This window comes from Nocardia callitridis, assembly GCF_039543305.1.
Taxonomy (GTDB): Bacteria; Actinomycetota; Actinomycetes; order Mycobacteriales; family Mycobacteriaceae; genus Nocardia; species Nocardia callitridis.
The window spans coordinates 1709499-1733267 of the sequence record NZ_BAABJM010000002.1; the positions used below are offsets into that span (position 1 = coordinate 1709499).

The 23769-nt window shown below is 67.4% G+C and carries 15 protein-coding genes; 5 read left to right on the top strand and 10 right to left on the bottom strand.

The window, feature by feature from the left end:
* Nucleotides 1–11: 11 nt before the first annotated feature.
* A complete protein-coding gene (mqo, locus tag ABEA50_RS16595; RefSeq protein WP_345496285.1) occupies nucleotides 12–1547 on the bottom strand; it encodes a malate dehydrogenase (quinone) in 1536 nt (511 codons plus the stop codon).
* 180 nt (nucleotides 1548–1727) lie between these two features.
* Here mqo and ABEA50_RS16600 point away from each other — a divergent pair, with 180 nt between their 5' ends.
* Nucleotides 1728–2840 carry an alpha/beta hydrolase gene (locus tag ABEA50_RS16600; protein ID WP_425577621.1) on the top strand — a complete coding sequence of 371 codons (1113 nt, stop codon included), beginning with the start codon at nucleotides 1728–1730 and terminating at the stop codon, nucleotides 2838–2840.
* On the opposite strand, the gene ABEA50_RS16605 is transcribed toward ABEA50_RS16600, so the two are convergent.
* The 6 genes from ABEA50_RS16605 to ABEA50_RS16630 all read right to left on the bottom strand — a co-directional run bounded on the left by ABEA50_RS16605 (nucleotide 2820) and on the right by ABEA50_RS16630 (nucleotide 7212).
* The gene (locus ABEA50_RS16605; protein WP_345496286.1) at nucleotides 2820–3386 is read right to left on the bottom strand and encodes an alpha/beta hydrolase; all 567 of its coding nucleotides are present in this window, start codon (nucleotides 3384–3386) and stop codon (nucleotides 2820–2822) included. The two genes, ABEA50_RS16600 and ABEA50_RS16605, sit on opposite strands and share 21 nt — an antisense overlap.
* A gap of 64 nt (nucleotides 3387–3450) precedes the next feature.
* Nucleotides 3451–3843 carry a PIN domain-containing protein gene (locus ABEA50_RS16610; RefSeq protein WP_345496288.1) on the bottom strand — a complete coding sequence of 131 codons (393 nt, stop codon included), beginning with the start codon at nucleotides 3841–3843 and terminating at the stop codon, nucleotides 3451–3453.
* On the bottom strand, nucleotides 3843–4124 hold the full coding sequence (locus tag ABEA50_RS16615; protein WP_345496290.1) for an AbrB/MazE/SpoVT family DNA-binding domain-containing protein: 282 nt from the start codon (nucleotides 4122–4124) through the stop codon (nucleotides 3843–3845). Before ABEA50_RS16615 ends, ABEA50_RS16610 begins: the two co-directional genes overlap by 1 nt.
* Nucleotides 4125–4230: 106 nt before the next feature.
* Nucleotides 4231–5781, bottom strand: coding sequence for a cobyric acid synthase (locus ABEA50_RS16620; RefSeq protein ID WP_345496291.1), 1551 nt, complete (start codon nucleotides 5779–5781; stop codon nucleotides 4231–4233).
* Nucleotides 5782–5800: 19 nt separating this feature from the next.
* The gene (gene map, locus ABEA50_RS16625) at nucleotides 5801–6664 is read right to left on the bottom strand and encodes a type I methionyl aminopeptidase (protein WP_345496292.1); all 864 of its coding nucleotides are present in this window, start codon (nucleotides 6662–6664) and stop codon (nucleotides 5801–5803) included.
* Between the two features lie 188 nt (nucleotides 6665–6852).
* The gene (locus ABEA50_RS16630) at nucleotides 6853–7212 is read right to left on the bottom strand and encodes a DUF4254 domain-containing protein (protein ID WP_425577654.1); all 360 of its coding nucleotides are present in this window, start codon (nucleotides 7210–7212) and stop codon (nucleotides 6853–6855) included.
* Between the two features lie 719 nt (nucleotides 7213–7931).
* Between ABEA50_RS16630 and ABEA50_RS16635 the strand changes: the two genes are divergently transcribed.
* Nucleotides 7932–9089 (top strand): isochorismate synthase, encoded by a 1158-nt coding sequence (locus ABEA50_RS16635; protein ID WP_345496294.1) that lies wholly within the window; start codon nucleotides 7932–7934, stop codon nucleotides 9087–9089.
* Between the two features lie 162 nt (nucleotides 9090–9251).
* The gene (locus ABEA50_RS16640; protein WP_345496295.1) at nucleotides 9252–11201 is read left to right on the top strand and encodes a hypothetical protein; all 1950 of its coding nucleotides are present in this window, start codon (nucleotides 9252–9254) and stop codon (nucleotides 11199–11201) included.
* A gap of 79 nt (nucleotides 11202–11280) precedes the next feature.
* On the opposite strand, the gene ABEA50_RS16645 is transcribed toward ABEA50_RS16640, so the two are convergent.
* The 3 genes from ABEA50_RS16645 to ABEA50_RS16655 form a co-directional block, all read right to left on the bottom strand.
* The gene (locus ABEA50_RS16645; RefSeq protein WP_345496296.1) at nucleotides 11281–12237 is read right to left on the bottom strand and encodes an AMP-binding protein; all 957 of its coding nucleotides are present in this window, start codon (nucleotides 12235–12237) and stop codon (nucleotides 11281–11283) included.
* A gap of 180 nt (nucleotides 12238–12417) precedes the next feature.
* Entirely contained in the window at nucleotides 12418–13065 is a 648-nt protein-coding gene (locus ABEA50_RS16650) for an isochorismatase family protein (RefSeq protein ID WP_345496297.1), read from the bottom strand.
* Between the two features lie 109 nt (nucleotides 13066–13174).
* A complete protein-coding gene (locus ABEA50_RS16655; protein WP_345496298.1) occupies nucleotides 13175–13987 on the bottom strand; it encodes an SDR family oxidoreductase in 813 nt (270 codons plus the stop codon).
* Nucleotides 13988–14045: 58 nt separating this feature from the next.
* Here ABEA50_RS16655 and ABEA50_RS16660 point away from each other — a divergent pair, with 58 nt between their 5' ends.
* Together ABEA50_RS16660 and ABEA50_RS16665 are read left to right on the top strand one after the other, a co-directional pair.
* A complete protein-coding gene (locus ABEA50_RS16660) occupies nucleotides 14046–15692 on the top strand; it encodes a (2,3-dihydroxybenzoyl)adenylate synthase (RefSeq protein ID WP_345496299.1) in 1647 nt (548 codons plus the stop codon).
* Nucleotides 15689–23737: an amino acid adenylation domain-containing protein gene (locus ABEA50_RS16665; RefSeq protein WP_345496300.1), complete on the top strand. Its 8049-nt coding sequence runs from the start codon at nucleotides 15689–15691 to the stop codon at nucleotides 23735–23737. The genes ABEA50_RS16660 and ABEA50_RS16665 overlap by 4 nt, the downstream gene beginning before the upstream one ends.
* Nucleotides 23738–23769: the final 32 nt, after the last annotated feature.

Sequence of the window (23769 nt, forward strand, 5' to 3'; positions counted from 1 at the left end):
TGCTATCACACCTAGGCGTGGGCCGCGACCTGAATGTCGCGTTCGGACTGCTCAGCGCGGTCGCCCCTGGCAAGTCCGAGGGTCTTGTTCGTCCAATTCCACACCTCTTGGTACAGCCCCTGGTTCTCCGAGAGCGCCACACCGAGCGAGGGAATCATTTCCTTCAATTTCGGTGTCCAGTCGGCGTATTCGCGCGGGAAGCAACGGCCGAGCACATCCAACATCGCGCTGACACCGGTGGAGGCACCCGGCGAGGCGCCGAGCAGGCCCGCGATGGTGCCGTCCTGCGCGGCGACCACGGCGGTGCCGAATTCCAGCACACCGCCCGCGCCCTTGCGCCGGATCACCTGCACGCGCTGACCCGCGGTGATGAGTTCCCAGTCCCTACCGTCGACGCGCGGAACGAATTCCGACAGGGTGTCGACCTTGCCCGCCCGTGGCTTGAGCAGTTCGCTGACCAGGTACTTGGTGAGGCCGAGTTCGGTGACGCCGACCCCGAGCAGCGAGAAGAGGTTGTCGGGACGGATCGACTTGAACAGGTCGATATTGCTGCCGTCCTTGAGGAACTTCGGCGTCCACCCGGCGTAGGGCCCGAACAGCAGGCTCGCCTTGCCGTTGACGACGCGGGTGTCCAAGTGCGGCACCGACATCGGCGGTGCGCCGACCGCGGCCTTGCCGTACACCTTGGCTTCGTGGCGACGCACCAGGTCGGGGTTGGTGGTGCGGAAGAACTCGCCGCTCACCGGGAATCCACCGAATCCCTTGGCTTCCTTGATGCCCGCCTTCTGCAACAACGGCAGCGCGCCACCGCCCGCGCCGACGAACACGAATTTGCTGTTGAGCCTGCGGGTCCGGCGGGTGCGCAGGTTGTAGACCTCGACCAGCCAGGAACCGTCGGACTGCTTCTTCAGGCCACGTACCTCGTGCCCGAAGGCCAGATCGGCGCCGGAGCTGCCGAGGTAGGCGAGCAGCTCCGTGGTCAGTGCGCCGAAGTTGATATCGGTGCCGCGCTCGCTCCAGTTGAGTGCGACCGGGTCGCTGAAGTCGCGCCCGCGCGACATCAGCGGCAGCCGCCTGGCGAATTCGTCGGGGCTGTCGATGTATTCCATACCCTCGAACAGGGGGTGGCGCGCCAGGGCCTCGTAACGCTTGCGCAGGTATTCGACGTTGTCGGCGCCGTGCACGAAGCTCACGTGCGGGATCGGGTTGATGAACCGCGAAGGGTCGCTGATCACGCCGTTTTCCACACCGTAGGACCAGAACTGGCGCGAGACCTGGAACCGCTCGTTGATGTCGACGGCCTTGCCGATATCCACCGAACCGTCGGGCTTGCGCGGGCTGTAGTTCAGTTCGCACAGCGCGGAGTGTCCGGTGCCCGCGTTGTTCCACGGGCCGCTGCTCTCGGCCGAAACGGCGTCGAGCCGTTCGAACAGCGAGATCGACCAGTCGGGCTGCAACTGCCGCAGCAGCGCGCCCAGTGTGGCACTCATGATGCCTGCACCGATGAGTACTACATCGGTCTTTTCAGTCTTGGCGGCGTTCGACACGAGAGGATCGACTTCCTTGTCCTTCTACGCCGGTCCGCCGGGCGGGCGGACCTGCATGGGCTAGGTGCTAAGCAAGCATGGCGGGAGTTAGGTTACCCGCCGTTCACCTTCTTTCGATTGTGCACCTCACCACGCTCGCCTCCCGCGACGGACCGGGCAAATGTGACCTAGATTGTGTCTGTGACAAAGGAAACGTCGACAACGGAAACGTCGCTCGCGCCCCAGCACGCCGCCACGGCGGCCGACGAGCCATGGCAGCCCGACGTGCTCGGTGCCGACTACCAGCAGCGCACCTTGTCGTTCGGTCCGGATCCCGACGGCGAGGGCGAGGCGGTGGCCACCCTGGTGCGGTACGTGCCCGAGGCGGCCGAAGCACCCGAACCCACGGACTCCGGGGCGGTGCTGTATGTCCACGGGTTCACCGACTACTTCTTCCAGCGCCACCTCGCCGAGCATTTCCACGCGGCCGGATACCGCTTCTACGCGTTGGACCTGCGCAAGTGCGGCCGGTCGCTGCGCGAAGGGCAGACGCCGCACTATGTGAGCGATCTCGCACTCTACGACGCCGAACTGGACGCCGCGCTGGCGATCGTGCGTGCGGAAACCGACGCCGACGTGGTAATCAACGCGCACTCGACCGGTGGGCTCGTGGTGCCACTGTGGCTGGACCGACACCGGCGCGCGGGCAACGCCACCGGTGTCGCCGGTGTGGTGCTCAACAGCCCGTGGTTCGATCTACAGGGCCCGTCCTACTACCGGACCATCGGCACGCCGATCATCAAGGGGCTCGGGCGTTTCCGGCGGATGCTCGAACTGCCCGGCGGCGGCAAGGTCAGCACCTACGGCGACAGCCTGCACCGTAGCGTCTCGGGTGAGTGGGACTACGACCTGTCTTGGAAGCCGTTGGCGGGCTTCCCCATTCGGTTGGGCTGGCTGCGCGCCGTCCGCAACGGCCAGGCGCGATTGCACGCGGGCCTCGACATCGGTGTGCCCTCGCTGATCCTGCGTTCTCGGGTGACGAAGTTCGCGCGCACCTACGGTCCCGCCGTCGACGTGGCCGACGCGGTGCTCGACGTGCGCCAGATCCAGCGCTGGTCGGGCTGTCTGGGCGATCGCACCAATATCGTGCCGATCGACGGCGGCAAGCACGACATCTTCCTGTCCGGCGCCGAGCCCTTGGCCAAGGCCTTCAACGAGCTCGACAACTGGCTGGGCTGGTTGCGCGACTACCGTGCGCGGCTCACCGACTCGGGGCCGTCGGACTCGCAGGCTTCACCAGAGGCTGGTGCGTAGCACGATCTCGGTGGCGAACTCGGTGGCCGCCTCGGCGGCCACATCGTCGACGTCGATCTCGACCACACGGAATTCGCCGTACACGTAACGCCCGGAGGCGTCGGCGACCGAGCGCGGCACGTTCTTGGTGACCAGCATGGTGGTGGGCACCTCGACCGGCCTGGTGTCCGGAACGGGCACGACGCCGTCGGCACCCGGCGAGGCCGGGTGGCCGCGGTCGGCGACGACGAGGCTCTGGAAACGGCCGAATCCGCCCGAGCACACCAGCCAGCCGAGCGCGGCACCCGCGCCTCGGCCCGCGATGTTCACACCCCACGGCAGTTCGAGCTCGTCCAGCAGCCCGGTGATGTTCACCGGGTCGAGTCCATCGATCGATTCGACCGCGTAGGTGCGCAGATCGGAATTGTGCAGCCGCGCGCACACCTGGTCGTAGGCATCGGGACGGTCATCGACATCGGGCAGCAGCAGCACGCTGTGTCGACTTTGCGGGCCGTCGACCCGCACGGTCCAAGCCTGGTCACCGACGGTGATCTGCCGAGAATTCATGCCGGGTCACGGTACACGGTCGCGGCGCGCGCACCACAGCCACCGAAGCGGCGGCGCGATCCGGTCAGGCGGGGACGCGTCGACCGTTGCTCTGGGCGGGTGCCTCGTCGAAGGTGAAGGTTCGCTCGCATCCGGCTTCCTTGCCGAGTTGGTGGACAAGGGCATCGGCGAAATCGGCGCCCTCGGCGGCACTGCGCAGCGCCTGGCGCACTGTGTCGGCGCGTTCGACGACGATCTCGGTGGAGTCGAGCAACCCGAGCAGCACGTCGGTGACCAGATCGGGGTCCTGACGGTAGCCGCGGCGCAGCACCCAGTGGATCTCCGCGAGCACGATCATGGTCACGTAGCCGGGCTCGTCCTCGGTGAGGCCGTCGATCACCTTGTTGGCCAGCGCCGACTGCACGGGGTCGTCCTGGGTGAGGTAACGGATGAGCACATTGGCGTCGAGTCCGATCATCAGCGCTTGCCTTCCACGATATTGCCGGAGATTGCTTCCTTGAGCTGCGGCAGGCCGATCGGCGAACCGGACCAGCCGACAATCCCCTTGAGCGACTTGACGGTTCGGGTCTCGGGCACCAGCTCATAGGTGCCGGTTTCGGTCGGCACGAAGGCGACGCGGACGCCCGCGCGCAAACCCATCGCGACGCGCACGTCGACCGGGATGGTGATCTGCCCCTTGCTGGTTACCGTCGCGGAGACCACGCTCGACGCTTTGCCGTTGGTTTTCTTGTCCGCCATCTCGACCGCCGTTGTCAGTTCGCGACTCCTCGACCCCCGCCTTACTCAGGGTCGAATTCCTTACTGAAAGGTAAGGTGTGACGCGGCGCTCGTCAAGCCCATTCGTTCAGCTGACGCCGGTGGTGAGAATCGGCAGATCGGCAGGCGCGCCGGCGGCAAGCAGACGCTCGATGCCGTCGACATCGAGATGATACTCGACCAGGTCGGCCATCAGGTCCAGTTGCGCGCCGCGCACGTCGGCAACCGAAACATCTTCGGCGACAACGAAACCCGTACGCCCGGCCGCAGCGGCGACGGTAGCGAGCCAGTCGCGTCGGAAAGCGTCGGATTCCAGCACGCCGTGCAGATGGGTGCCCCAGACCGCGCCGCGCACACTGCCTTCGTGCTGGCCCTCGACGTCGAGCCAGTGCGGGTCACCGCTCGCGCGCACCCTGCCGTGGTGAATCTCGTACCCGTGCGCGGTGATCGGACCCTCGGTGCGCGACGGCGCCCCGGCCGCCGTGCGCGTCGTTGCGACACTGTGGCGCAACACTTTCGGCTCGGCGAACTCGATCTCCAAATCGAGCAGCCCGAGCCCGTCCACCGTGCCCGCCGCGGACTCGACCGTGTCGTGGATGCGCGTGCCGAGCATCTGATATCCGCCACAGATGCCGAGAATCGGACCGCCGTGCACGGCTCGTGTGCGCAGCGCGGCGGCAAACCCCTTGCGGCGCAACCAGGCCAGATCGTCCACCGTCGATTTACTACCGGGGATCACCACCAGGTCGGCACCCGTGAGCCGAGAAGGATCGGTTACCCACCGCACGGAAACACCGGGCTCACACGCCAATGCCTCCACATCGGTGGAGTTGGACACCCTCGGCAGCCGGATCGCGGCGACGCTCAGCCATTCGCTTCCCCTCGGCGGACCGGAGCGACCCACCGCCGCGTCGGCGACGGTGGCGAGCGAGTCCTCCGCGTCGAGCCAGAGCTCCTCGGCAAACGGGATCACCCCCAACGTCGGGCGGCCGGTCAACTCGGTGAGCCGGTCGAGCCCAGGACGTAGCAGCGCGACATCGCCACGGAACTTGTTCACCACGAATCCCGAAATCAACCGCTGGTCTTCGGGTTCCATGATCGCGACGGTGCCGAACAGATGCGCCAGCACCCCGCCGCGGTCGATATCGCCGACCACGAGCACCGGCAGTCCACTCGCTCGCGCGAGGCCCATATTCGCCAGATCGGTGGCGCGCAGGTTGATTTCGGCAGGCGAGCCAGCTCCTTCGCAGATCACCACGTCGAATTCGGCACGGAGCGCGGCGAGTTCGTCGGCGACCAGTGCGCGCAGCCGCTGCCGGTGCTGGAAGTAGTCCCGCGCGCCGACCGTGCCGATCGCCTCGCCACGCACCACCAGTTGCGAGCGCCGATCACTGCCGGGTTTGAGCAGGATCGGATTGAAGCGCACGCTCGGTTCGAGTCCACAGGCACGCGCCTGCAGGGCTTGAGCGCGTCCGATCTCGCCGCCGTCGAGGGTGACCACGGAGTTGTTCGACATGTTCTGCGCCTTGAACGGCGCGACCCGCACCCCGCGCCGCGCGAACATCCGACACAGCCCTGCCACGAGCACACTCTTGCCCGCATCCGATGTGGTCCCCGCGACGAGCAGCGCGCCTTTCACCGCGCGAGCCTCGACCCGCTCACGGCAGCGTCAGGATTTCCGCGCCCGTATCCGTGACCACCAGGGTGTGCTCGAACTGCGCGGTCCATTTGCGGTCCTTGGTGACCACCGTCCAGCCGTCGTCCCAGATGTCGTAGTCGATACCACCGAGATTGATCATCGGCTCGATGGTGAAGGTCATCCCCGGCTCGATCACCGATTCGATGGCGGGCTGGTCGTAGTGCAAGATGACCAATCCGCTGTGGAAAGTCGGTCCGACACCGTGACCGGTGAAATCACGGACAACGCCGTAGCCGAACCGGTTGGCGTAGGACTCGATCACGCGGCCGATCACATTGAGCGCGCGTCCGGGCTTGACCGCCTTGATAGCGCGCAAGGTCGCTTCCTCGGTGCGTTCGACGAGCAGCCGCACCTCCTCGTCGACCTCGCCCGCGAAATATGTCGCGTTGGTGTCGCCGTGCACGCCGTCGATGTAGGCGGTGACGTCGATATTGACGATGTCACCGTCCTCGATCACGGTCGAATCGGGAATGCCGTGGCAGATCACCTCGTTCAGCGAGGTGCAGCAGGACTTGGGGAACCCCTTGTAGCCCAGCGTCGACGGGTAGGCGCCGTGATCACACATGTACTCGTGCGCGATGCGGTCGAGCTCATCGGTGGTCACACCGGGCGCCACCGCCTTACCCGCGGCTGCGAGGGCCTGCGCCGCGATCTTGCTGGCGACGCGCATCTTCTCGATGGTCTCCTCGGTCTGCACCCACGGCTCGCGCCCTTCGTTCGCGGTCTTCTTCCACGCGTATTCCGGACGCTCGATGGCGCGCGGAACCTCGCGAATCGGTGACTGGACGCCGGGGACGAGGGGCTGACGGGTGCGGACTGACATACCGAACAGGGTAATCGGCCCGCCGCCGTGGTGCGATCGACCGGTACCCATCGGTGCCGGTCAGTCGCGATCAGCCGACTCGGCTCCCTCGCGTGCCACTGGAGCGGGCGCGAGGGCCCCGCACAGAGTCGGTCGTGGCGTGCGCGCGCCGCGACCGTCTTCCGTGCTCAGTTCTGTGCGAACCGCCGTCAGTGCTGCGGCAGGCGACGCCGCCCTCCGGCGACATCGATCACCAGATCGGTGTATCCGTCGACCAATTCGGCCAGGTGATACCACTGCTTGTGGGTATTCGCACTGCGTGCGCCATCGGCGTCGATGGCTTGATTGGCGTCGACCCAGCTACCCGCCATGCGGTCTACCACCGCACCCAGGCTTTCGGTGTGCAGCGCCGCGCCATTGCGGTGCTGCGGAAACTCCTGGGTTATCCAGTCGTTGATGTCCTCGATGAGTTCACTGCGCCGACAATCTATTTCGGAGATCAGGAGCAGATCCCGTATCTGCGCTCGACGCAGATGCAATTCCGCCAGTGCGTGCGCGGAGCGCAGCAACTCGCGATCTTGGAAACGGCGACCCTGGAATGCGCACAATAATTGCGGCGCGGTGGGTAGTTCTCCCACCGTCGGCGCGCTCATCGTCCCACCCTGAGTTCACCCGATACCAACGCGCTTCCTAGCAAGATCATTGGCTCTCGATTCGATTTTCCCGGTGATCGGATCGTCTGACTCTGACTACGATAGCTGGATCATGCTCTTGCATATGCAAGAACGCAAGAGTGCGACCGGAGAGCCCCGGTTAAGGTCTGGTCACGGTCACTGACGCCGATAGCGACACTGCGGCAACAACTTCGGCCCATATCCACCGACGCGCGGTTTCCATCGCGGCGTAGTGAGAGAAGGCGAGTTATATCCCTTCATTCTTCGGCGAAGATCATTCGTCGATGTCGCAACCGCGTGAACACCGCGAATTCACCGCTACCACACCGCAAGCGAGCATGTCGGCGGACGTTCCCCTGCGGCCGCACCCCGCGCGCGAACACGGGAAAACAACTGAGCGACCAGGATTGAGAACGACCGCGACGCGCGCGACGCGCCGACACGCCAGCGCAAGGGGCCTTACGCGGACGCGAACAGCGCGCGCCGGTAGACCCCACCCCGCCCGAATCGACCGAGTTAGGTTACGCTAACCACTACCAGACGCGGTTCCACTTTCAAGTTATAGCAGTACAGGCTATTTACTTCGGTCCGCGGCGCAGGAGAGGCGGCGTGCCATGAACATCCACCGTGCGACGATCGGCGAGACCCGACCACTCGTCGAAAACCACCCGCAGGCGACACCGTTCGTCCTGTCGCGCCCCGATGCCACCGTCATCGCCACCGGACGCGCGGCCACCCATCCCACCTCGAGCGCGGCCGCCGATGCACTACGTTCGGGCACCGCGAGCCACGTCGTCGGCGCACTGCCGTTCGACCCGAACGACCGAGCCGCACTGTGGACCCCGGACTCCTTCGACATCACCGACGGCCCACTGCACACCCCCGACACACCGCGGCCGTTCCCCCGGATCACCGTCGACGCACCGGAACCGAGCACGGACGAACATCTGCGCCGGGTGCGTTCGGCGATCGAGGTGATGTCGGCCGCCGACACCACCTTGGACAAGGTGGTCCTCGCCAGGGCTGTCCGACTCGCGGCCACCGACCCGGTCTCGGCGGTCGCGCTGCTGGAGCGACTGGTCGCACGCGATTCACTCGGCAATGGCTTCTGCGTCGACCTGAGCGACGCCGGTCGCGAGCACGCCGGGACGGCACTGGTGGGCTCGAGTCCCGAACTCCTGGTTCGCCGGCGCGGCGGCGTGGTCGAATGCCATCCGCTCGCGGGCAGCGCGCCCCGGCACCCCGACCCGGCCACAGACCGGGAAACCGGTGCGCGACTGTTGGATTCGGCGAAGAATCTGCGCGAGCACGCCTTCGTCGTCGAGCAGGTGCGCGCGGCGCTCGCCCCGTTGTGCGACCAGATCAGCGTGCCTTCGACACCGGAACTCACCAGCACCCCGAAACTGTGGCACCTCGGCACCCCGATCACCGCCACCGTCCGCGACAGCGAGGTCACCGCGCTCGATCTCGCCGTTGCCATGCACCCGACGCCCGCGATCTGCGGCACGCCTACCGCACAGGCCAAGGACTTGATCACCGAACTGGAGGGCGAGCGCGGCTTCTACGCCGGTGCCGTCGGGTGGGCCGGTGCGGACGGCGACGGTGAGTGGATGGTGAGTATCCGCTGCGCGCGGCTGTCCGCGGATCGCCGGTTCCTGCACGCGTACGCGGGTGGCGGCATCATCGCCGAATCCGATCCGGACGCGGAGTTGGCCGAAACGACCACCAAACTCGGCACCATGCTCGCGGCACTCGGTATCACCGAGGACTGAGAAAAAGGCGTCGCCGCCGCCCTGATCGCTGTCATTTCGGACAAATTCGACACGCTCACTTCGGGTACGCGCTCGGTGAATCCTGCTTGCCAGCTTGTTCCAAGATTTTAAGCCTATACTTTTTGGAAACGTCAACGCAGAACCGGCAACAGGAGAAATCTAGTGAGTGGGCCTACCCATTCCCCGGTCCGAGAGGTAGCGCGACGATCCTGGTTGGATGTATTGCCCTGGCTGGCCGAACATCGGCAAGGACCGCCGTTGCTCGGTGAGGGCGAGCTGATGCCCAACGCGTGGATGGCCACCGAATGTGGCGATTCGCTGCCTCCCCAGCACCGCGACGAGGTGTGCCGACGCCTCGCGGCGGTATTCGTCGCCGACCACAGGGACGAGCCGTTGGGCTCGTCGTTTCCCTTCGCGTTCGTAGCGCCGCGCGCGAGTACGACCGCCGCGACACCGGCCGAAGTCCTCGACCTTTCCACGCGGACCCGATCCGCGTTGACGGCCACCGGCGTCGTCGAGGAGTCAGCGCTGGCCGGGTTCACCGTCACCGAACTCGGCGCGCTGCCGCGAGTGGGCTCGGCGATGATCGCCGAGATCATCGCGGCCCTGATCCGGCGCAGCACCACCGCGGACCCGACGAACTCGGCCACGGTCGGCGAATTCGACCGCATCACCGGCATGTTGAACGACCGTGACCTGTTCTTGCTCACCGCGCGGATCATTACCCGTCGTCGCAAGACTCTCGCCGAATGCGGTACCACACTGGGGATTTCGCGCGAGCGGGTGAATCAGCTCGACAATCGGCTGCGCGACAAGATGCACGCGGCGTTCCACTCGGCACCGCATCTGCGCGCGAGCGCCGACACGCTGTTCGCCGCCGCGCGACCGGTCGCGGCCCTGGAACGCATGGTCGAGGCCGAACCCGATCTGGATGTCGCGCTCCCGGCCGCCGACGGACCGCTGTGGTTCGCGCTGTCGCGCCTGGACGATCGCTTCGACATCGTCGACGGCTGGGTGGTCACGCCCACCATGGATGCGGCACGCAATCGCAGCAAGAGCCTGCTCGAGCAATTGTCCACCGACGAAGGGCTGGTCGGTCTCGACGCCGTCGCCGAAGCGCTCGGCATTCCCCAGACCGACGCCTCGGCCTGGCTCGCATACTGTGGCTACCGAGTGATCGGCGAACACGTATTGGCACAATCCGGATCGGTACACGACAATATCGCCGCGATCCTGGCCCTTTCGGGAAAGCCGATGGCGCTCAACGAGATCCACGCGTCCATCGTTCCCGCACGATCGCTGTCGAGCGTGCGCAACGCGATGGTTTCCGACGAGAGGTTCATCAGGGCCGACCGCTCCCGCTGGGCGCTCGCGCGCTGGGGCACCGCACGCTATGTCCCGATCCATCGTCAGATCGGCGAGATCCTGGACACCAACGGCGGCAAGATCGGCATCGAAGAACTCGTCGAGCGGCTGATCGGCACCTTCGATGTCAAAGAGTTCAGCGTGCGCACCTACGCCGCCTCCGGCGAGTACGTCACGACCGACGGTGTCGTCTCCCGACGCGAAAAGACCTACACGCCACGGAAGTCCCCCACCAAAACCCGGCACCTCTACCGCGAGGACGCGGTATTGCGGTGGCGCACCACGATCGCACCTCCGCACATCAAGGGTTCGGCGTTCAACTTGCCCTCGGCGCTGGCGGGGTTGATCGGCGCGGGACCGAAGCGGTCGCTGGAGCTCAGCAGCAGACTCGGCCCGCAGTCGGTCGTCTGGGTCGCGGTGCAGGCGCGGTCCGGCACGATCAAGCGATTCGTCGACGATCTCGGCCTCGCACCCGGCGACGAAGTCTTTTTGGAGTTCGCGCTCGATTCCACCACCGGCGCGCAATTCGACGTGGTCGCGGCGAACCCGCCGCCCGTCGACTCCGCGCCGATAATCCGCGCATTGGTAGCTACCGGCTATCGTGGCGCCGGTTCGATGGATGTCGATCAAGCGCGCGCGGCCCTCGCGGAGGCGTTGTGGCTGCCTGCGTCGTCCACGAAGGAGACCATCGCGGAAACCTTGCGCACGCGTAAAGAGGACGAGCTCGCCGCGCTGGTCGAGGGCTGATACGCGGCCGCCGAGTGCTTGGTCCCTCGGTGGCCGCTGTCGTCGGACTCATGGTCGGATGCCGCGCCGTGGGCGAGCGTCAGTGGCGGCACCAGCATGCGACTTGCTGTCGCGGCGAAGCACAGCAGTATCGCGTGCGGGTGTCCGCCTCGATCCGGAGGTAGCCGCCATGCACGGCGAGGTGGTCCACCGACACCGGGGTCTTGTCCTGCCCTGCTGTCGGATGCGACAAGGTGAGAACCCTGAGCGGTTCGGCGGTAGGCGAATTCATCGCGTGGCGTCCCTCCAGCCCCGCGAGGCCATGATCCGAGCACACCAGGATCGAGACCTCGTCGGCGGCGATCTGCGCGGCGATTCCGGCCGCGCTGGGGTGCGGGTATCCGCGCATCGACAGGCACGCCCCGGACAGCAGGGTGGCGATGGTCGAGGTAAGCACCGAGCGGGTGGTCAGCGGAAGCGTCACCGCGACAACGTCTTCGGCACAGGTACCGAGCTCGGTGCCCATTTCGACCGCCGCGGCTGCCAGTGCCGTGCTCTCGACAGCCAGCGATCCGGTGCCGTCGAGCAAACAGAAGGCGAACCCGCCTCGGACCCCCCAGGACGCGCCGCGGCGGGCATCGGGCAGTCGCACAAGGGTGTATTCCTCCGCGACCGAGGTCATCTCGAGGTCGCGCGGATCGTAGCTTTCGGCGAGGTCCTCGGCGATGTGCTCGTCGCGCCGATGGCCGAGCAGAAAATCGGCGCGGGTGGCGTCGAGCGCGCGAACGCTCGTCTCGGGTGCGTCCAGGATGTCCAGTGGTACCGCCACCGCGCCGACCCGTTCCACGGCGAGGACCGCGAGCAGCGATTCGTAGCCGCACCCGATGTAAATCGCCACGCGCGAACCGGATTCAATACCCTGAGCAGCCAATTCCTCGGCGAATAACGCGATCGCCTCACCCAGGGAGGCGTAGTCGTGCATACAGTCGCCGTCGATGACAGCTATGCGATCGGCGAACGAGGTCACTGCGGTCTCCACCGCACCCGAGACGGGCATCATCCACATTGTCTCAACACCTCTGAACGCTCAACACAGAACTTAGGTCTCAGGTATTCTGCCACACCAGTTAGGTAAACCTACCCTAAAGCGGGGGATGTGTTGAGCGTCACCGGGAACTAACATTCCCCATGTTGGGTATTGCTACACCTGATTGTATGGGCAATACACCCCGCGCGGCTAGGCCACCTGCGATCGGCTCAGGTCCGCGGTCAATGCGTCGGTCGTGGTGACGACGCCGCAGCGCCGCGCCGCGTAATTCATCGCCATCAGGTGATCCTCGCGGGTGAAATCCGCGGTCGCGTCCAACACCAGGAACGGCCGCACATCGCTCATAAACGCCTCCGCGGCACTGAGCAGGCACCCCATGTGCGCGTAGACGCCGGTGACGATCAACTGGTCACGTCGGTAATGGCCGAGCAATTCGCGCAGATCGGTGCGCTGGAACGCCGAGTAGCGCCACTTGGTCACCTGGATGTCGGAGCGCCCCGGCGCGAGTTCCGGCACCACTTCGGTGTCGATGCCACTGGTCAGGCCCGCGCCCCAGAAGTCGGCGAGAATGCCGCGCCGCGAAGGGTGTTGATCACCCGGCTGCATCGTGTACACCACCGGAATACCCGCTTCGATACACATATCCCTGATCCGCACCATGTTCGCGAGCGCGGAGACGATCGGTTCCTGGTCGCGCTCATAGGCATTGATGAAATACCGCTGCATGTCGTGGATCAGCAGCGCGGCGCGTGCGGGGTCGAGCGACCACGACACCCGATTCTCGGTGATCTCCTCCGACGACGGGATCGAATAGGGTGCGATCGGCGGAATTGCCACGGTATGTCCTCCAGCTCGGTTCAGTATGTGGGGCAGGGGAATTCGCCGCGAGCGCGGGCGTCGATGTCCTGCTCGCGATAGCGGGATGTAGGTGATGCGCGGGGCGCGATCACATGTCGAGGGTCGCGCCGCCATCGATACGCAGGTCGTGCAGCGTGATGTGGCATGCCGCGTCCGAGGCGAGGAACAGCACGGCTTCGGCGACATCCGCGGCGTGCGCGACGCGCTGAAGCGGGATGCCGAGCCGGAAGCGTTCCGGCTCACCGGCGAGTAGTCGCTCGCGGGCGGCGGCGGTCAGTTCGTCGCCGCCGGTGTCGCCCGCGTGCATGCCGCGCAGCATCGGGGTGTCGGTGGAGCCGGGCGATACGAGATTGACCCGTACCCCGTGCTGTGCGACCTCGAGCCCGAGGGAGCGCGAGAACGCCGCGGCCGCGGCCTTGGACGCGCAGTAGGCCGCCATACCGGCGCGCGGAGTGCTCGCGGCATTCGAGGTGATCACCACCAGGGCGCCACCACCGGCGGTGACGAGATCGTCCGCGGCGCGCCTGGTGACGTTGACGGTGCCGGTGGCATTCACCCCGAAGACCCGATCCCATTGCCGCGCGGTCAATTCCGCGACCGGTCCGGTCTGTATGACGCCCGCGGCATGCACCACCACCGACGGCGGACCGAGCGTGGCGATCGCCTCGTCGAAGGCGCCATCCACCGCATCGCGGTCGGTCACGTCGACGATCGCGGAATGCGATTCGGCGTCGGGATATTCGGCCGCCAGGCGTGCGCGCACCGCATGCACGGCCGGGTCGTGATCGAGCAAGGCGATCGGCGCCGACCGCGCGGCGAACGCGGCGGCGACGGCCGCACCGATACCGCCTGCCGCGCCGGTGACAACGACTGCGCCGCGGGCTTCCCCAGTTACTGGCATGAATTTAGCCTAAACTAATATTGCGACCGAATACAACGACCTCTGGAAGGGCCCGACGTTGGACACACCCCTGCCTGGCTACACACCGTGGCCCGCCGCCGACACCGAGCTCTACCGCAGCCTCGGGTACTGGACCGGCGAGACCTTCGACGACCTGCTGCGTGCTCGCGCGAGCACGACGCCGGAAGCGATCGCGGTCGTCGACGACCAACACCGGTGGAGCTACCGCGAACTCGACCGCCGCGTCACCACCCTCGCGTCGGGTCTCGCCGAGCTGGGGATCGTCGCGCGCGACCGGGTCCTGGTCCAACTGCCGAATATCGCCGAATTCGTCGAGGTGATCTTCGGCCTGTTCCGCCTCGGCGCGCTGCCCGTATTCTGTCTGCCCGCCCACCGCAAGGCCGAACTGGCGCCGATCGCGCAGGCCAGCGGTGCCGTGGCGATCGTCACCGCGCACCACCACCAGCTGTTCGACCATGCCGCGCTCGCGCGCACCGTGCGCGCGGAAGCAACCGCACTGCGGCACGTGATCGTGGTCGGCGACCGGGACGGGACAGCGGTCCCCGAGGACACCCTCGGCCTGGCCGATCTGCGTGGGCCCGCACGGGAATTCGAACGAGTGGCGGCCTCGGACGTGGCGTTTCTCCAGCTGTCCGGTGGCAGCACCGGCATCCCCAAGCTCATCCCCCGCACACACGACGACTATCTCTACAGTGTGCGTCGCAGCGCCGAACTCTGCGCGCTCGACGCCGATACCGTGTATCTGGCCGCACTGCCCGTCGCCCACAACTTCCCGATGAGCTCGCCGGGCATCCTCGGTGCGCTCTACGCGGGCGGCACCGTCGCCATGTCCCCCGATCCCGCACCGAGCACGGCCTTCGCCGCCGTCGAACGTTTCGGTGCGACGATCACCGGGCTGGTCCCTCCCCTGGCGCGGCTCTGGGCCGAACGCGCCGAAGCCGGTACCCCGCATGACCTTTCGAGCCTCCGGGTCCTGCTGGTCGGCGGCGCGCGCTGCCCCGACGAGCTCGCCGCTCGCCTCGGCCCCGCGCTCGGCGTCACACTGCAACAGGTCTTCGGGATGGCCGAGGGGCTGGTCTGTTACACCAGGCTCGACGACCCGCAGGAGATCATCGTCGCCAGCCAGGGGCGCCCCATGTCCGACCACGACCAGATCGCGGTGGTCGACGAAGCGGGAGCGCCCGTTCCAGCGGGCACCGACGGACTGCTACAAACCAAGGGGCCGTACACGATTCGCGGGTACTACAACAATCCCGAGGCGAATGCGCGCTCGTTCACCGAGGACGGCTGGTACCGCACCGGCGACGTGGTGTGCCTGCGTCCGGACGGCAATCTCGTGGTACGCGGTCGCCGCGACGACCGGGTGAACCGTGGCGGCGAGAAGGTGTCGGCCGAGGAATTGGAGGAGCATCTGCTCGCTCATCCCTCGGTGCGCGACGCCATCATCGTCTCGGTCCCCGACAGCCACCTCGGGGAGCGCACCTGCGCGTTCGTCCTCGCCGCCGATATCGCGAAGCCGCCGACGCTCGGCGATGTGCGCAAGTTCGTGCGCGAACGAGGTGTCGCCGCATGGAAACTGCCGGATCTGCTCGAGGTGATCGACACCTTCCCCGAGACGGGTGTCGGCAAGACCAGTAGGCGCGCGCTGCGCTCGGCGCTCGCGCAGCGGAGCGCGGGATCATGACAGGGGCGACGCGCAGCAAGATCAGTGACATCCTGCCGCTGACCCCGCTCCAGGAGGGCCTGCTGTTCGTCAGCGGGCTCGACCAGAACATCGATGTGTACACGGTGCAGGCCGCCATCGATATCAGCGGTCCGCTCGATCCCGCGCGTTTACGTGCTGCCGCCGCGGCCGTGCTGGATCGGCATCCGAACCTGCGCGCGTGCTTCCGCACCCGCAAGACCGGCGAGCCGGTGGCATTGATTCCGTCGCACGTCGAGATCCCCTGGCGGGCGGTAGATCTCACCGAACTGGACGACGAGGCCACCGAGCGGAAGTGGTCGGCGATCCTGGATGCCGACCGCGGCGAACGCTTCGATCCCGCCACACCGCCACTGCTGCGCCTCACCCTCGCCGTGCTCGGCCCCGAACAATTCCGGCTGCTGTTGACCAACCACCATCTGTTGCTCGACGGATGGTCCTCGCCGCTGTTCGTTCGCGACCTGTTCGCGCTCTATACCAGCGAAGACGCGTCTGGGCTGCCCGCAGTGCGACCCTACCGCGATTTCTTGCGTTGGCTGCACGAGCAGGACCAGGATCGAGCGTTGGCCGCGTGGAGCGCGGCGCTCGACGACGTGCCGGGGCCGACGTTCCTCGCACCCACCGGCGCCACCCGCGAGGCTGTTCGCCCGCGACGCCATACCCTGGATCTCCCCACCGACGCCGGGCGACGGCTCGGCGAGCGCGCACGTGAACTGGGTGTCACGGTGAACTCGCTGGTGTCGGCCGTGTGGGGCTTGGTCGTCGGGCGATCGGTCGATTCCACCGACGTGCTGTTCGGTTCGACGGTGTCCGGGCGCGACCCGCAACTCGACGGGGTCGAGTCGATGATCGGCATGTTCCTCGGCACCGTGGTGGTGCGGGTGCGCCAACGCCCCGACGACAGCCTCGCCGATGTGGTGCGCCGCGTGCACGAGACCAGCACCGCGACCATGGACCATCAGCATGTCGGCCTGCCCGCGATCCAGCGGGTGGCCGGGCACGGCGAATTGTTCGACACCCTGGTGGTTTTCGAGAGCTACCCGGATTCGCGCGACGCGCTCGCCGCGGTGACCGCCGGAGCGGGACTGACGATCACCTCGGTGCAGCCGCGCGACTCCACGCACTACCCGCTCACCGTGACGGTGATCCTGGAACCGACACTCACGATTCACCTCTTCTACCATTCGACCGCGTTCTCCCCCGACGAGATCGCCGGTTTCTCCGCCGCGTTCACCCAACTCCTCGCGCTGCTCGCCGAGCAACCGACGACACCGCTGGCCCGGATCGATCTCCTGTGCGACGCCGAACGCGCAGCGCTGACTCAGTGGAGCCACGGTCGCCGCACCCCGCAGCCGGCGCGCGAGCTGACCGAACTGGTTGCCGCGCACGCGAATTCCGATGCGATCGCGATCCGGTGCGCGGGATCTCAATGGTCGTACGCACAGTTGGAGGCGGCCACCGCCGGTTTGAGCGCACGGCTGTGCCGCGACGGCATCGGGCAGGAGGATCGGGTAATCGTCGCCGTACCACGCGGATTCGCGGTGGCCGTGGCGATCCTCGCGACACTGCGCGCCGGCGCGACCGTGGTGCCGATCGATCTCGGCTACCCGAGGGAGCGAATCGCCGCGATCCTCGCCGACAGCGCACCCGCACTCATTCTCGGCGACCTCGACTTCGACACCGCCGCACCGAGAATCACCGCCGAAGAGGTAGTCACCCAGGTATCCGCGCGACCGGTATCCGCCGACACGATCGACCCTCGCCATCCCGCCTACCTGGTCTACACCTCCGGTTCGACCGGACGACCGAAAGGCGTGCTCGGCACCCGCGGCGCATTGAACCGGCGCATCGAATGGGCGCTCACCGAATGGGATTCGGCGCGCCTCGAGCGCACGACTCCCGGTTCGGCGAACTCACGGGCCGAGTCCACGCGTTCCGGATCGGCACAGGTCGATACGGCGCCGCCGGTCACCGCCCGATACAGCCAGAGCACGGCAGAGACACCCGATTCCACTCCCACACTGAATGATTCGACCCCGAACGCACCGGTGCGCACACGCGTGCAGGAGTCCGAGGCCGGGCCGGGCAACGATGTGCGTGCGGCGAACTCCCGTTCCGCGGCTGGCAAGTCCGTGCCTCCCGGATCGGCTGACACCCAGACAACACAACCGGCGACCACCGAGCGCGTCGAGAACGCGGCGGACACGCCCGACTCCGCTTCGACATCGAATGATTCGATACCGAACGCACCGGTTCAGGCGCCTGCGCGAACCACGCGCGCGGCGAGCACCACGCCGGAATCAGCGACCGAGCCGGTTCCCGATGTGCGCTTGGCGAAGAGCTCGCTGGCCTTCATCGACGGCACGACCGAACTCCTGGCCGGACTCGCGGCGGGTGCGGAAATCGTCTTCGCTACCGACGCACAACAGCGCGACACCGACGCACTCGGTGGTCTGATCAGCGACGAGCGCGTCACCCAACTGACCGCCGTGCCGACCCTCGCCACCGAATTGCTCGCGCGTCGAACAGAATTGAGCGCACGGGTGACGACCTGGGTGCTCAGCGGCGAGGCGACGAACGAGGCTCTGGTGCGCCAGCTGCGCGCGAGCAACCCGAACGGGCTCGTGCTCAATTCCTACGGCTGCTCCGAGGTCGCGGGCGATGTGAGCTGGCACGAGGTGTTCGGCGACGATATCGCCATCGGAACGCCGGTGCCGGGCACCGCGTTCGAGGTGCTCGACCGGTTCCTGCGTCCGGTCGCGCCGGGCGCTCTCGGCGAACTGTACGTCCGCGGCGCGCAGCTCGCGCGCGGGTATCACGGCGATCCCGCCACCACGTCCGCACGATTCGTGGCGGGTGACGACGGCCAACGGCGTTATGCCACCGGGGATCTCGCGCGTTGGCGCGCCGACGGCGCATTGCTCTACATCGGACGCGTCGACCGGCAGGTGAAGATCCGTGGCAACCGGGTGGAGCCGGGCGAGGTCGATGCCGCGCTGGCCAGCACGCCCGGTGTGCGCGCGAGCGCGACCGTCGCGGTCACCGACGCCGCGGGGGCGGCCGCGTTGCGTTCGTTCGTCGTGGTCGACGCAGACGCCCCGAATGTCCCCGATGCCGGTGCGCTGCGCAGAGACCTCGCCGCGCGCCTACCCGCGTATCTCGTTCCCGCCGTGGACATCGTCGATCAGCTACCTCGGCTGCCCGGCGGCAAGATCGACCGGCGCGCACTGGCCGAACGTGGCGTCGTCAGCACGACCTCGCGGGCGCCGAGCACCGAGCTGGAACACGCGCTGTGCCGAATCATCGCCGGTGTGCTCGACGTCGAGGAATACGGTGTCGAGGACGATTTCTTCGCGCGCGGTGGGCATTCGCTGCTCGCCTCGCGCGTCGTCCTTCGGGTACAGGCCGAGCTGAAACAGACCCTCTCGGTGCGCGCCCTGTTCGACCAGCCCACCGTCGCGGAACTGGCCCGAGCGATGTCGGACGAGAATTCCGCGAACACGACTGCTACCCAACCACTTCCCGCGATCACCCGGCGTGCACACAGCGAGCTGGTCGCGCTGTCGCCCGCACAGCGGCGGTTGTGGGCGGTGGAACAGATCGTCGGTGGCTCGGTCGCCTACAACCTGGCCTTCGTGCTCGACCTGTACGGCCACCTCGACATCGACAGCCTCACCCGCGCCTTCGGTGACGTCGTCGACCGGCACGCGGCGCTGCGCACCCTGATCGTGCCGAGCGAGGACGAACCCGTACAGCGGGTTCTCGCACCCGGCTCCGAGGTCGAATTCGCCTACGAGACAACCACGCTCGGCGCACTCGCCGAGGACGTGCGCCGCCTCGCCGCGCGGCCGTTCCGGCTCGACACCGAGCTACCGGCGCGCGGTGCGCTGCTTCGCCTCGACGAGCAACGGCACACCTTGGTGATCTGCATGCACCATATCGCCGGTGACGAGTGGTCGACGCCGATCATCTTCCGCGACCTCTCGGCCGCCTATCGCGCGCGTGTGCTCGGCGACACCCCGCGACGACAAGCGGAAAGCGCACTCGAGTACGTCGACTATGCGGCCTGGCAGCGCGAACTGCTCACCGCAGACGACGATCCACTCGCGGCACAACGACAATTCTGGGCGACCACCCTCGACGGCGCCCCCGAAGAACTCGGCCTCCCGTTCGATCGACCACGTCCCGAACGGCCCGATTTCGCCGGTGCGGCCGTGGATTTCGAGATCTCCGCCGAGTCGGCGCGGGCACTGTCCGAGATCGGCTCGACCGAGGGCGCCACCGGGTTCATGGTGGTGCACGCACTGGTGAGCATGCTGCTGGCCAAGGTGAGCGGCGGTCGCGACATCGTGCTCGGCACCCCGGTGTCCGGGCGAAGCAGTGCGGGTGTGGAAGACATCGTCGGCTTGTTCACCAACACCGTCGCCCTGCGGCTCGACCTCACCGGGAACCCGGATTTCCGTGCGGTCCTGCGGCGCGCGAGGTCGGCGGATCTGGCGGCCTTCGACCATCAGGATCTGCCGTTCGACACCGTTGTCGACCTGATCGGCCAGCAGCGGGCACCGGGACGCACCCCGCTGTTCCAGACGATGGTGCAGTACCGCAAGCCGATCACCGCACCCGATTTCGCCGGGCTGCGCGCGCGGGTCCGTCATCCCTCGGTGCGGTCGGCCAAGTTCGACCTGACCTTCGATTTCCTGGAACAGGCAGCGGGCGAGGGCATTTCGGCGCGCATCGAGTATTCGACGGCACTGTTCGACGAATCGAGCGTGCGTGGCCTCGCCGAGCGACTCGATCGGCTGATCGACGCGGTCACCACCGACCCGACGAGCACGGTGCGCTCGGTCGAGGTGCTCGCGCCGAGCGAACGCGCGCTGCTCTTGGATACCTACAACGACACGCATGCGCCCGTGGACGCCGACCTCGATCTGCCGACCATGGTGGCGCGGGCATGCCGGGAGCACGGCGATCGCACGGCCCTGGTGTTCGGCGACGACGAGATGACCTACCGCGAGCTCGACGCCGCGGTCGAGGACCTGGCCGACGTGCTCACCGCACGCGGTATCGGCGCCGACGACCTCGTCGCGGTGGCACTGGACCGGTCCTTCGCGCTGCTGGTGACGGTGCTCGCGATTCATCGCGCGGGCGGTGCGTACGTCCCGATCGACCGGGAGCATCCGGCCGAACGGATTCGTTACCTGTTGTCCGACACCGGTGCTCGACTACTCGTCGCCGACCGACCGCTCGATCTCGACGCGTCGATCGACCTCGAGACGCTGGTCATCGATCCGAACGGACGCCGGTTCGGCGACGTCGGCACCGCGGCGACGGACAGAACGTTCAATAGCCAGCACCCGGCCCGCGCGGCGTACGTCATCTACACCTCCGGCTCGACCGGGCTCCCCAAGGGCGTGGTCGTCTCGCACGCCGCCATCGTCAACCGGCTGCTGTGGATGCAGGACCAGTACCGAGTGCGGCCGGGACAACGGGTACTGCACAAGACCCCGATCGGCTTCGATGTGTCGGTCTGGGAGTTGTTCTGGCCGTTGACCGTCGGCGCCACCACCGTGCTCGCCGAGCCCGAAGGTCACCGCGATCCCGCCTACCTGCTCGAGCTCCTGCGCCGGAGCAAGGTGAACGTCGCGCACTTCGTGCCGTCCATGCTCGCGGCCTTCCTCGCCGAGGCGGCCACCGACGGCCGTGCGCTTCCGGAGCTCGAGCACGTGCTGTGCAGTGGCGAAGCGCTCGGACCGGCCGTACGCGATCGGTGCCACGAGCTGCTCGGCGCGCGCCTGCACAACCTGTACGGACCCACCGAGGCCGCCGTCGACGTCACCGCGACGCCGATCGACGCCAGTCCGAGCACCGTGGTCCCGATCGGAACACCGGTCTGGAACACCCAGGTGTATGTGCTGGATCGGGAACTGTCTCCGGTGCCCGTCGGCTGCTACGGCGAGCTCTACCTCGGCGGCGTGCAGCTCGCGCGCGGGTACCTCGGCCGACCCGCACTGACCGCGACACGTTTCGTGGCGAACCCGTTCGACACCAACGGTTCTCGGCTCTACCAGACCGGCGACCTCGTACGCTGGAATACCGAAGGCCAGCTGGAGTACGGCGGGCGCGGCGACAATCAGGTGAAGGTGCGTGGCCAGCGCATCGAACTCGGCGAGATCGAGGCCGCGCTCGACGCGGTCGACGGGGTGCGGCAGGCCGCCGCACTGGTGCACACCTACGCGGCGGGGACCCACAACATCGTCGGTTACCTGGTGGCCGCGCCGGGCGTCGCACTACACACGGCGACGGTGCACCAACAGTTGGCGCTCACCCTGCCCACCTACCTGATCCCCGCCGTACTGGTGGTGGTGGACGAGCTACCCGTCACCACGAACGGCAAGCTCGACCGTCGCGCGTTGGCCGCGCTCACCCCCGAGCCCGGGGACACCCCCGGCGACACCGAGCCGCTATCCGAGCGGGAAACCCTGGTGGCGGCGGCGATTTCGGAGGTAGTCAGCGTCGATCGCCTCGGGCCGGACAGCGATTTCTTCGCACTCGGTGGCGACAGCATTGTCGCGCTCAGCCTGATCGGTCGACTGCGCAAACGCGGGCTCGAGCTCACCGCACGCGCGGTGTTCGAGCGCCGGACCGTGCGCGCCATGGCCGAGGCGGCGACCGTGGCGGGTGAACTCGCCGACGACGACACCGTCGGCGCGGTCGCGTTGACCCCGATCGTCAGCAGGCTCGCACAGCGCGAGGGGCCGAGTTCGCGGCTGAATCAGACCGTGGTGCTGCGACTTCCGCCCGCGACCGACCCCGCGCACGTCCGGTCCTCGGTCGCCGCGCTGGTATCGCGGCACGACGCGTTGCGCTTGCGGCTACAGCGGGTCGAGGAGCATGTGTGGACGCTGCACACTCGTTCCGCCGCCGTCGTCGACCTCGACGATCTGTTCCACAGCACGGAACTGGGCGCGACGAACGACCTGACCGGTGCGCTCAACGCGATCGCGGACGCCACCGCCGACCGCCTCGAGCCGGAGGCGGGCATCGTCGCGCGGTTCGCGCACGTCGACCGCGGCGACACCGAGCCGGGATTTCTGGTCATCGTCGCCCACCACCTGGTGGTCGACGGCGCGTCGTGGCGCATTCTGCTCGAAGACCTCGACCATGCGCGGTCCGACGACGCGCAGCCGCTGGACGCCGTGCCGGTCTCACTGCGTAGCTACGCGCAGGCGATCACCGCGCAGGCGCAGACACCCCGCAGGATGGGTGAACTCGCGCACTGGCGTTCGGTACTCGCGCCCGGTGCGGATCTGGTGGCGGGCGAGCTCGCCAGTGGCACGGTGTCGCAGTTGTCGCACCTCGATATCGAGGTCGGTCACGAAGTCTCCCTCGCCACACTCGCGCCGGCGCGTGCCATCCCCACCACCGACCTGTTGCTGGCCGCGTTGCGGCTGGCGGTGACCCGGTGGCGCGCGGATGCCGGTGTCGCCGACGGTGATCTGACGGTGGACGTGGAACGACACGGCCGTGACGGACTCGACGGGCTGGATCTCACCAGAACCGTCGGCTGGCTCACCAACGTCACCCCGGTGCGCTTGCCCGCGCACACCGACACCGAGACCGCGGTCCTCACCACCGCGGCCGCGATGGCGGCGGCGGTGGACGGCGGGATCGGCTTCGGCATGCTGCGCTACGCCAATCCGCGCACCGCACGCATCCTCGCCGCACTGCCGCAACCTCAGGTGCTGTTCAACTACCTGGGTCGGGTGGAGTTCACCGAGGCGCGCGACTGGCGTCCCGCCGCCGAGTCGCGTGCGGTGTCGGCGGCGCCGAATCCCAAACTGTCGGTGGAGTATCCGCTCGAGGTGAACGTCCGCGCGGAGTCCGACGGCAGCACCACGCTGCTGCGTGCGCGATTCACGTTCCTCCCGAAGGTCGTTCGACACAGCGAGGTGTCCACGATCGCGGAACTGTGGGCCGAGGCACTGGTAGACGCGACGAACCTGACAAATACCCACCCGACGGGTTAAATAATCCTATCCCGACAACACCAGGTGAATGG